The sequence below is a fragment of the Lysinibacillus sp. fls2-241-R2A-57 genome (genome assembly GCF_030209535.1).
Classification (GTDB): Bacteria; Bacillota; Bacilli; order Bacillales_A; family Planococcaceae; genus Lysinibacillus.
Window position 1 is genome coordinate 1 of the sequence record NZ_JARVRU010000179.1, and the last position, 8,392, is coordinate 8,392.

Annotated in this window: 14 protein-coding genes; 2 read left to right on the plus strand and 12 right to left on the minus strand. The window is 35.0% G+C overall.

Annotation, left to right across the window (positions count from 1 at the left end; all coding sequences use genetic code 11):
• Positions 1-155: 155 nt before the first annotated feature.
• The 9 genes from QRN68_RS22890 to QRN68_RS22930 all read right to left on the minus strand — a co-directional run bounded on the left by QRN68_RS22890 (position 156) and on the right by QRN68_RS22930 (position 4,838).
• Complete coding sequence (locus QRN68_RS22890) at positions 156-776, minus strand: NAD(P)-dependent oxidoreductase (RefSeq protein ID WP_285399441.1); 621 nt, start codon at positions 774-776, stop codon at positions 156-158.
• A gap of 175 nt (positions 777-951) precedes the next feature.
• Complete coding sequence (locus QRN68_RS22895; RefSeq protein ID WP_285399427.1) at positions 952-1,341, minus strand: hypothetical protein; 390 nt, start codon at positions 1,339-1,341, stop codon at positions 952-954.
• 132 nt (positions 1,342-1,473) lie between these two features.
• The gene (locus QRN68_RS22900) at positions 1,474-1,740 is read right to left on the minus strand and encodes a hypothetical protein (protein WP_285399428.1); all 267 of its coding nucleotides are present in this window, start codon (positions 1,738-1,740) and stop codon (positions 1,474-1,476) included.
• A gap of 276 nt (positions 1,741-2,016) precedes the next feature.
• Complete coding sequence (locus QRN68_RS22905; protein WP_285399429.1) at positions 2,017-2,319, minus strand: GPW/gp25 family protein; 303 nt, start codon at positions 2,317-2,319, stop codon at positions 2,017-2,019.
• A 216-nt stretch (positions 2,320-2,535) separates the two neighbouring features.
• The gene (locus QRN68_RS22910; RefSeq protein ID WP_285399430.1) at positions 2,536-2,736 is read right to left on the minus strand and encodes a hypothetical protein; all 201 of its coding nucleotides are present in this window, start codon (positions 2,734-2,736) and stop codon (positions 2,536-2,538) included.
• A 340-nt stretch (positions 2,737-3,076) separates the two neighbouring features.
• On the minus strand, positions 3,077-3,652 hold the full coding sequence (locus tag QRN68_RS22915) for a DNA-3-methyladenine glycosylase I (protein ID WP_285399431.1): 576 nt from the start codon (positions 3,650-3,652) through the stop codon (positions 3,077-3,079).
• A gap of 23 nt (positions 3,653-3,675) precedes the next feature.
• Positions 3,676-4,272: a class I SAM-dependent methyltransferase gene (locus QRN68_RS22920; protein ID WP_285399432.1), complete on the minus strand. Its 597-nt coding sequence runs from the start codon at positions 4,270-4,272 to the stop codon at positions 3,676-3,678.
• A complete protein-coding gene (locus tag QRN68_RS22925) occupies positions 4,247-4,459 on the minus strand; it encodes a cysteine hydrolase family protein (protein ID WP_285399433.1) in 213 nt (70 codons plus the stop codon). Before QRN68_RS22925 ends, QRN68_RS22920 begins: the two co-directional genes overlap by 26 nt.
• Positions 4,425-4,838 carry a cysteine hydrolase family protein gene (locus QRN68_RS22930; protein ID WP_285399434.1) on the minus strand — a complete coding sequence of 138 codons (414 nt, stop codon included), beginning with the start codon at positions 4,836-4,838 and terminating at the stop codon, positions 4,425-4,427. Before QRN68_RS22930 ends, QRN68_RS22925 begins: the two co-directional genes overlap by 35 nt.
• 94 nt (positions 4,839-4,932) lie before the next feature.
• On the opposite strand from QRN68_RS22930, the gene aac(6') reads away from it, so the two are divergent.
• The gene (gene aac(6') / locus QRN68_RS22935; RefSeq protein ID WP_285399435.1) at positions 4,933-5,367 is read left to right on the plus strand and encodes an aminoglycoside 6'-N-acetyltransferase; all 435 of its coding nucleotides are present in this window, start codon (positions 4,933-4,935) and stop codon (positions 5,365-5,367) included.
• Positions 5,368-5,404: 37 nt separating this feature from the next.
• On the opposite strand, the gene QRN68_RS22940 is transcribed toward aac(6'), so the two are convergent.
• The 3 genes from QRN68_RS22940 to QRN68_RS22950 all read right to left on the minus strand — a co-directional run bounded on the left by QRN68_RS22940 (position 5,405) and on the right by QRN68_RS22950 (position 7,308).
• Positions 5,405-6,394 (minus strand): anti sigma factor C-terminal domain-containing protein, encoded by a 990-nt coding sequence (locus QRN68_RS22940; RefSeq protein WP_285399436.1) that lies wholly within the window; start codon positions 6,392-6,394, stop codon positions 5,405-5,407.
• Positions 6,378-6,887, minus strand: a complete 510-nt coding sequence (locus QRN68_RS22945; RefSeq protein WP_285399437.1) for an RNA polymerase sigma factor — start codon at positions 6,885-6,887, stop codon at positions 6,378-6,380. The genes QRN68_RS22940 and QRN68_RS22945 overlap by 17 nt, the downstream gene beginning before the upstream one ends.
• A gap of 229 nt (positions 6,888-7,116) precedes the next feature.
• Positions 7,117-7,308: a hypothetical protein gene (locus tag QRN68_RS22950; RefSeq protein WP_285399438.1), complete on the minus strand. Its 192-nt coding sequence runs from the start codon at positions 7,306-7,308 to the stop codon at positions 7,117-7,119.
• Positions 7,309-7,725: 417 nt separating this feature from the next.
• On the opposite strand from QRN68_RS22950, the gene QRN68_RS22955 reads away from it, so the two are divergent.
• Entirely contained in the window at positions 7,726-8,202 is a 477-nt protein-coding gene (locus QRN68_RS22955) for a GNAT family N-acetyltransferase (RefSeq protein ID WP_285399440.1), read from the plus strand.
• Positions 8,203-8,392 lie beyond the last annotated feature (190 nt).

Here is an 8,392-nt window from a genome sequence, read left to right on the forward strand (position 1 = left end):
AGCGACAGCAACAAATTGTTTTATCTGTGCGAAAGCGAAGCGACAGCAACAAAGCAAGTAGCCCGTAGTGGAAGTCAGATCCTTCTAATTTAATTAGGGTGGATAAAAATGGTTAATCAATACACCTAATTTCACAAATTAATAGCTATACTTATTCAGTACGCAATACCTACACGCGATTTCAGATATTCTTTGCTGTGAATTTGTTGATAGGCAAATTCTGCCGTATCTGCTACAGATATTTCTACCCCATTCTCAGGTAAAAAGCTTCGTTCGATACGATAGTTGCCCGTATATTCGCCATCCGGTAAGTATGTAGGACAGACGATTGTCCAATCCGTATCAGATTTCGTCAATAAATTATAGACATTATGATGCTCTTGTGCTGCAAAGGTTGATTTTCTTTTTGATTCGCTCGATTGGTATCGTAGTATACTTGGAGTCAGACGACTTTGGAGAATGCCTGCCGTTCCAATAGTTATAATTCTTTTCACATTCACTTTTTTCATTGCGTCAAGAATCAGTGGCATACTTTTAGTTAATGTATTGGTACCATCCGTGTTTAAAGCACTAATCACAATATCTACATTGGACAGGGCATTTTCTATATCTTCTTTTTCCAGCACATCACCTTGAATAATATGTAAATTCAAATTACTTACATTTAACTTATTTGGGTTTCGCACCAAAGCTGTAACGATATGTTCATCTCGTAACGCTAGGGAAACAATTTGGCTACCCACGCGCCCAGTTGCACCTAAAACTAAAATCCTCAGCATGATCACCTCTTTTTTTGATTATAGCACACAAATTTTCTGTAACCATTTAGTCATCTTTAACTATTTTTGGCTTGAAACAAAAAATCACTTGTACCTCGTCATAATTGCGTTCAGAAGCTTTAACTTCTTTCAGCGGATGTTTGGACACCTGCAAAAAAGAAGTTAAAGCTGGTTACTGAGCATCAATAAGCTTGACATCAACGATAAACGAATGAAGTTCATTATTTTTTGCAATTATGTTAATGATATTTTGAATTTCGCTTTCCGTACTTTTATCAAATTTATCTAAATTATGTAATTGTATAGTCATTACTTGATTGTTTGGAGATTCGATTAAATAGCCTATCGTACTATCTGGAGAATAGCCTGCCGCTCGTAACGCCACTATAATTTTTTGCGTAAAATTCGTGCTTTGTAATTTCCCACCAATTTCTTCAGCATAATTTATGTCAGGATTTTTTTGAATGGATTGTTCAATTGAAGGTTGATTATACTTAATCAATGCCGCAATCATTAATATCAAGGAAAATAAAATAAAACAGCCTTTTATTAATCCTTTCATATATTCTCTCCATTCCATTTTTTAATCCAGTACCTTTATCAATGAATTAACCCCATTTATCCGATAAGTAACATATACTATATAAATTAACATCAAGCATGTTGTTTTTATGCTTGAAGAATACTTGATCATTCATAATTTCCATCCTATTAAATAGCAAATATTTTTAAGGCGAAAGTCTATTTGTTCATCTCTAAAAATTGCATCTTTTTCTAAAGACTGCGCATGTGATTTCTTAAGATGTTTAGAGCCAGGTACATTAGTAGATGTTTTCTTAACAGGTGGCAGTAGTTTCTTAGGTCTTATTTTCTTATTCTTTAATCCCAAAAATTGTTGTGCATACTTCCTTGAAGCTGCTCGCACTACTCTTACTATTGATTGCAATAAAATTGATGCCATCAGAAGAGCTGTATGTTATCTAACGAAAATGCATTTAGTTCGATAAATATCTATGTACAAAGCAATGTTTATAATTTTTATTGACAACTAATCTACTTATATTTTGCCAGGCTAACATTAAACTAGCCTGGCAAACTTGTGTAAAATAAAACGAAATTCACTTAAAGGTTTATCTCGCATTAACAGGCAAGAAAATCTCACCTTAAAATTCAGAGGCATGAACTGCCCCGTAAAAACCTGATTGGTGAAGAAAATCCCTCTGATTTAAGTTTCACTTTATTCATTTACGATAACTTTCACAACAGGTTCTAATTTTCCTACATAAGTATCTCCAACATAATCTACATCTATTACTACGGCTCGTGGCTCGAAACGTTGAATGCTTTCAATAAGACGTGCAGTATTACGTCTTTTTGCAAGCTGAAAAGGTGTAAGAGTATCTAGTCTAAAACCAAAATCTCTGTATAACGGGCAAGATATTACGAAAGTAGATAATATAAAAGCTACATTTTGTAATATTTCATCAACGCCTGTAGCATTAAAATCAATATTGCTTGTGGCGGTTACTTGATGTGTCATCCTATCAACCTTTCTTCTACGATACATGCAATAATGTAAAACTTCCTTTAATAATATGAGCTTTTCTTTGAAAAAAGAGCACTTTGTTATTTATGCTAAATGCCCATAAGTTATGAACGAAAATACATTCACTATTGTATGTATAGATTGCAACTTTTTCTAAACAATTGCACAGCGACAGGTTCCACATCTATCCCGCTTCTTTGAACTCACAATTTATCTTATTATTGCGTAATAAATTACATACAACCAACTTAAACAGCCATGTATAATTGCCCATAATATTGAATGATTTACACTCCAAGAAATGGTAATGGCTAATACCGAGCCAAAGCTAATACCGCTTTTGACCACTGTTTTGCTTTCCATTCTCTTCACCTTCTTTAGTCCTTTATTTTCTGATACGTGCCGACTCATCTTCTTTCCTCCTCTTCATGAAATCAATTAATAAAAAAGATGCTCTCTCAATCACATGATGGATACACAGAGGCAGTGACATCATACCTTAATGAAGTTGCTGTAATTGCCTCCACCTTTTTTGGGATGTTATCGAGTTATTGTTGAGGATGCTATATCTATGGCTTTTAAATTGATGTTACTAGCTGTGAACGAGAGACGATTATACTGTGTTAATAAAAATCGCAATGAATACGCCGCTCATTTAGTTCTCGAAGCAATTGTTTTCTCGGCATAATTGTTCGGATTTCATAGGTCTAATCCCACCTGTTACAAATATCGTTACTGTGCCTCGATGTCATCAAATTTCATCATCTAAGCTCTCACTACGACAAAAACAATCTAGGACATGATCATTAACCATCCCTGTTGCCTGCATAAATGAATAACAAATGGTACTACCAACAAATTTAAAGCCATCTTTTTTTAATTGCTTACTCATTCGTTCACTAATCTCCGTTGTAGCAGGTACATCACCTATTGACGACCATTCATTGATGATAGGCTGATGATCCACAAAGCCCCAAATATATTTAGAGAACGATCCATATTCCTCTTGTATTCGTAAAAAAGCTTGAGCATTCGTCACGACACTTGCAATTTTTAATTTATTACGCACGATACGAGAATCCTGACTAAGCTCCTGTAGCTTGTCCTCCGTATAGAGTACAATTTTCGAAGCATCGAATTGGTCGAAAACAGCCCGATAGCCCTCTCTCTTTTGTAGGATTGTCCACCAGCTAAGTCCAGCCTGTGCCCCTTCTAAACAGAGCATCTCAAATAAATGCTGATCATCATAGACGGGTTTGCCCCATTCCTTGTCATGATACTCAACATATAAAGGTTCATCTAGCTTGACCCATTCACATCTTTTCATAATAAAACCTCCATTTTTATGTATCATTTAATCCCTGTAATACAAAGCCATCCTTTTTGAGTGTTTTCCCTTATTGTAACGGTTTGAAACCCAACACTTTCAAACAACTGCTTTATTTCAGGCTTTGTTTTATAAGCTTTCATATGATAATTAATTTTATAGACCTCCGAAATAATGATAAATTTCCCACCATACTTCAACACTCTAAATACCTCTATCACATCATTTGCTAAGTCTGGCCAGAAATAATGCGTTTGGAAGGCTGTAATCGTATCAAAAAACTTATCATCATGCGGAATGTCCGAAACACTTGCTTGAGTCACGATCACTTTGCCATTTGCTACATCCGTTTCATTTGTTTTGATAGATTCATGCACAGACTGCTCAGAAAAATCTATACCATAAATTTTACCACTTGGATTCATTTGCGATAAAAAACGGAGTGTACTTCCTCCTCCACATCCAATATCCAATACTGTATCGCCATCTTTGATAACTTCATGACGCATTAGCCAAGTGTTCATACCACTGTGTGCCTTATTCATAATTCGTAGCATTAATGACCCTACAATTCCACTTGGTTTTTTAGCTTGCTCAATTAAACGTTGTAAAAGCGTCATTTCTGATATCCTCCTTATCATTCTCACTTTCAAAAATTTGCTCTGAACTAAGAATTAAGATTTCTTGTGTCGCAAGTTTTGTTAACGCTACTTCCTTACTTTTATCTGTTGCACCTGCGACTGCATCCTTTACAACAGTAACAGCAAAATTTCTAGATAGAGCCCCTTCTACAGTTGCAAGAGACACAGCCTTCTATAAATACACCCGTTATTATTAATTCGTTTATACCATTATTTTTTAAATACGTTATTAAGCTGGGAGAACTAAATGCATCCGCTTTAATTTTTGAAAAGTACGCCCCCTCCGCTCTTAATAGTCGTTCATCCAATTCAGCTCCTTTACTTCCTTTTAAAGTAGTGAATTTTCGTAAAAGATTCGAAAGTAATTGCGTTCGCTCAAATTCATTCTTAATATAGATAATAGGGACATTTGACTTTTCAGCTCTTTTTATAAGATCATTTATGCCATTTAAAGTCGCCTCAATTTGCTGCTTTGCTACAGGCATTCGCGCTTGATCTGTAAAATAATCATTTTGTATATCTAGTATCATTAACGCTTGCTTCAAAGTACTAACCTCCCTGTATTTTGTACCTTATAACTTTACGTTCTGAACAGTAAAAAGTTTCAGTTTTTACCATTTCAAAGGAAGGAGACTTTATATGATTAAACAAGCAGTAATGGAAGATGTACAAACAACAGCATTATTAGCACTACAACTTTGGCCAAATCATACGTTAGAAGAGTTTAGCGAGGAGATGGGGCAACTAATTAACGCAGAAAACGCTGCGATCTTTATTGCCTATGAAGATGATGAAGCAGTCGGTTTTGCACAATGTCAACTCCGAACAGATTATGTCGAAGGTACCAACTCAAGCCCAGTCGGCTACTTAGAAGGACTCTTCGTAAAAGAACAAAATCGACAGAAAGGCTTGGCGAAGCTACTTGTCGAGAGTTGTGAGCAGTGGGCTAAACATAAGGGATGTTTTGAATTTGCAAGTGATTGTGAATTACAAAATCTCGAAAGTCTAGCCGTCCATCTTAAACTAGGCTTCACAGAGGCTAACCGCATTATTTGTTTTAAAAAGGAATTATAAAAATAAGGTCAATCCTCTATGGATGACCTTATTTTTGTTAATATTTATCTGTTATAACTCCGATTGAAGACGCTTTAATAAAATCAAGATTTTGTAAGCTTGTGAGTGTCTTCTTATTACCAGTTACGACTGCCCCATAAATAACAAGATCATTCACTGACAACCCATCAGCACCGCCAATTTCTTTTTCCAACCTTTTATACTCATCTTGCAAACTTGATGTCTGTCTAGTGCCAGTACTTATTGCTCGCACAAATTGATCGGCTGGGTTCTCTGCTACATCACCATTTGCGTTTAAAAGAGAAAAACCATATACATCGTGTTCTGAGCGCAACAGATTGTTACTTTCTTCAACCTTTTCATTTTTTATTAACTTATCAGTATGGTCAGCTATTTCATCCACGTCCTTGACCCATAACCAAGTAGCAGTCACATTTTTCGGTAGCTTTGCAAGCGCTTCTTGCATTGTATAACCTTTATCAAAAGATATAGCGATCTCCATAATTTTATCGTCACCGATTTGAGGTAGTAACGCTAAATCATTGCGTGTCTTTTTATAATTTATAAATGGATAGAAAAACAACATTTCGCGCTGTCCAAGCTCATTATAACGCTGAACATCTAAATCTTGATCACTGTTGCTCGTTCCAAACGGAAATGGAGAAATAGAACCTTCATAAAGTACCTCATCTCGTAAAAAACCGTAGTCGAATGTGTCATCTCCAGTAGGCACAATCTTTCCCTCAATGTATTTGAACGTTTTATATTGAATTTCGCCGCCTAAAATACCTGGATAAAACCTCGTAGTCCCAATAAACTCATTCGCCCCTTCTACTTGATGTAGCGTATAAACGGAATTCTGGGCATGGCTTTGCAAAAATCTAGTAATAGCATCATTAGCTATTTTACCCGTAGGCAAAGTCACAATTAAGACGCAAAATGTGATAAAGATCGTTTTCCATGTTGCACGCCGTTGTGCTTTTTTCATAGTTTTTTTCATCTGTTCATTATTAAATAGATTGTCCATCTTCTAACGCCTCCCACTGTTTTTTAAATGCTTTACGCGCTCGTTGTAAATAAGTTTTTACATGCGACTCACTCACCGCTAGAATTGCAGCAATCTCTTTATAAGAAAACTCCATATCATATTTCATTAAAAGTAATTGTTGAAATGTCGGCTGTAGCCCAAGCAAGGCTTCATTAATTTTTGCATTTTGCTCTTTTTGTAAATAATGTTGCTCCACATCGTCTAATGCTATCTTTATTTTTTCGATTTTTTCGTCACCGATCAATGTTGTACGCTTTTGCTTGTTATACATTGTATAGTAACGATTAAGGGCGACCTTGAATAACCAAGCCCGTAAATTATCATGTTGTATTGATGACAAACACTCTATTGTTTTAATGATAGCCTCTTGTACAACGTCCTCTGCATCTTCTTTTGTAGCCCCTATTTTAATCAAATATTTGAAAACGACTTCTGCATGCGCAAGCAATAGACGCTCCCATTCTTTATTCATATTTCACCAACTTTTGGATATCCATTTCGTAGTTAACTCATCTATATAACTATTTAACTCCCAAAATGTATACAGTCAATTGTTATAAATAGAAAAAAATCACAAGTGTTCGTCTTTACACACTTGTGATTTTCATTTAAATACAATCATTATTAGGAAAGCAAAATTTTATAATCCAAATATTTGGATACTATGTGTCAAAGTAAAATGTCTTATCTTTCGACATTTTCTAATTTAAATATGTATTGTTTGAAATATTTCTTTCGCGTTCGTCTATTATTAGATGGATAATAAATGCTAGTTGTTGCTCAATTCGCATATTGTTAAGATATAGTATGTCCGCAATTGCATTTTTTTGCTTCTCTTCTAACCCCACTTTTTCTAGCATTAACATAATTTCTTCTTTTGAAAGCCCAAACACCTTTTCACCTCATTTCATCAATAATTTATTATTTCACGATCATTTCACAAACAAGAAACTAGTACTACGATTTCATAAACCATTTATACTAATTATAGGATAAATAACAGAAAATAATCAATGCAAAATCCACTTTATTTCAATAATATTTTAACTATTTTAAAAAACATTGATAATATTTTATAATAATTTCCGATTAAGTTACTATAACTATGCTTTTCATTTAGTAATTCTATTGTAAAAAATAATGAGTCATTTTGTCGAATTTTCACATTTTTCGTCAACATAAATAAATCGCAATAGAAACCGCTTTTATTCCTAAACGACGCTTTGGTAACCTATTTTACTTTAGACTACGATGCAGTACACTTAAATAAAATGTAACCAGTAATTTAGAAATGGAGGGAGTAAAGCAACATGATTGAGCTCAGAAAAATTACATTGGAAAATCGTCGTGCTATATTTAACTTGGAAGTTTCAGAAGAACAACGCCGCTTCGTTGCGTCTAATCTGTCAAGCATGGCTTCGTGCTATGTTCTTGCAACCAATGGAGGACATCCATTGCCATTTGCTATTTACGCAGATGAGCAGCCAGTCGGTTTTGTTATGCTGACTTATGGAATTACGGGATACGAACTGCCGTCAATTGCAGATGACAGCTATTGTATCTTGCGACTGATGATTGACAAGCAATACCAGAACCAGGGCTACGGTCGGAAAGCCATGAAAGAAATCTTGGAATTTATACGCACCTTTCCAGCTGGACCTGCACGTTACTGCTGGATTCCATATGGGAGGGATAACTTCGCCGCTAAAAAGCTTTATGAAAGCTTTGGTTTCCGTGAAAACGGCGAAATTTGCGACAACGAGCCAATAACCATATTACAACTTTGATTAACTGCCATCCCATGAAAGAGGAAACCTTTAATTTATCTATCTTTTTTTAATTTAAGTCTACTTACATATTCATACATCAATAAAAATAAAAACGTCCCCAAATCAAAGTTTGGAAAGAAACCGAAATCCAAAAAATGCTGTTAAACCAACATTTCTTGGATTTTCCTTTGAATATTGTCTATACAGC

Bases quoted from the DNA above. Each gene is read 5' to 3' on its own strand.
- QRN68_RS22905 (WP_285399429.1), bottom strand. From the start codon at position 2,319: ATGACACATCAAGTAACCGCCACAAGCAATATTGATTTTAATGCTACA.
- QRN68_RS22900 (WP_285399428.1), bottom strand. From the start codon at position 1,740: ATGGCATCAATTTTATTGCAATCAATAGTAAGAGTAGTGCGAGCAGCT.
- QRN68_RS22915 (WP_285399431.1), bottom strand. From the start codon at position 3,652: ATGAAAAGATGTGAATGGGTCAAGCTAGATGAACCTTTATATGTTGAG.
- QRN68_RS22945 (WP_285399437.1), bottom strand. From the start codon at position 6,887: ATGAATAAAGAATGGGAGCGTCTATTGCTTGCGCATGCAGAAGTCGTT.
- QRN68_RS22895 (WP_285399427.1), bottom strand. From the start codon at position 1,341: ATGAAAGGATTAATAAAAGGCTGTTTTATTTTATTTTCCTTGATATTA.
- QRN68_RS22940 (WP_285399436.1), bottom strand. From the start codon at position 6,394: ATGGACAATCTATTTAATAATGAACAGATGAAAAAAACTATGAAAAAA.
- QRN68_RS22910 (WP_285399430.1), bottom strand. From the start codon at position 2,736: ATGAGTCGGCACGTATCAGAAAATAAAGGACTAAAGAAGGTGAAGAGA.
- QRN68_RS22920 (WP_285399432.1), bottom strand. From the start codon at position 4,272: ATGACGCTTTTACAACGTTTAATTGAGCAAGCTAAAAAACCAAGTGGA.
- QRN68_RS22955 (WP_285399440.1), top strand. From the start codon at position 7,726: ATGATTGAGCTCAGAAAAATTACATTGGAAAATCGTCGTGCTATATTT.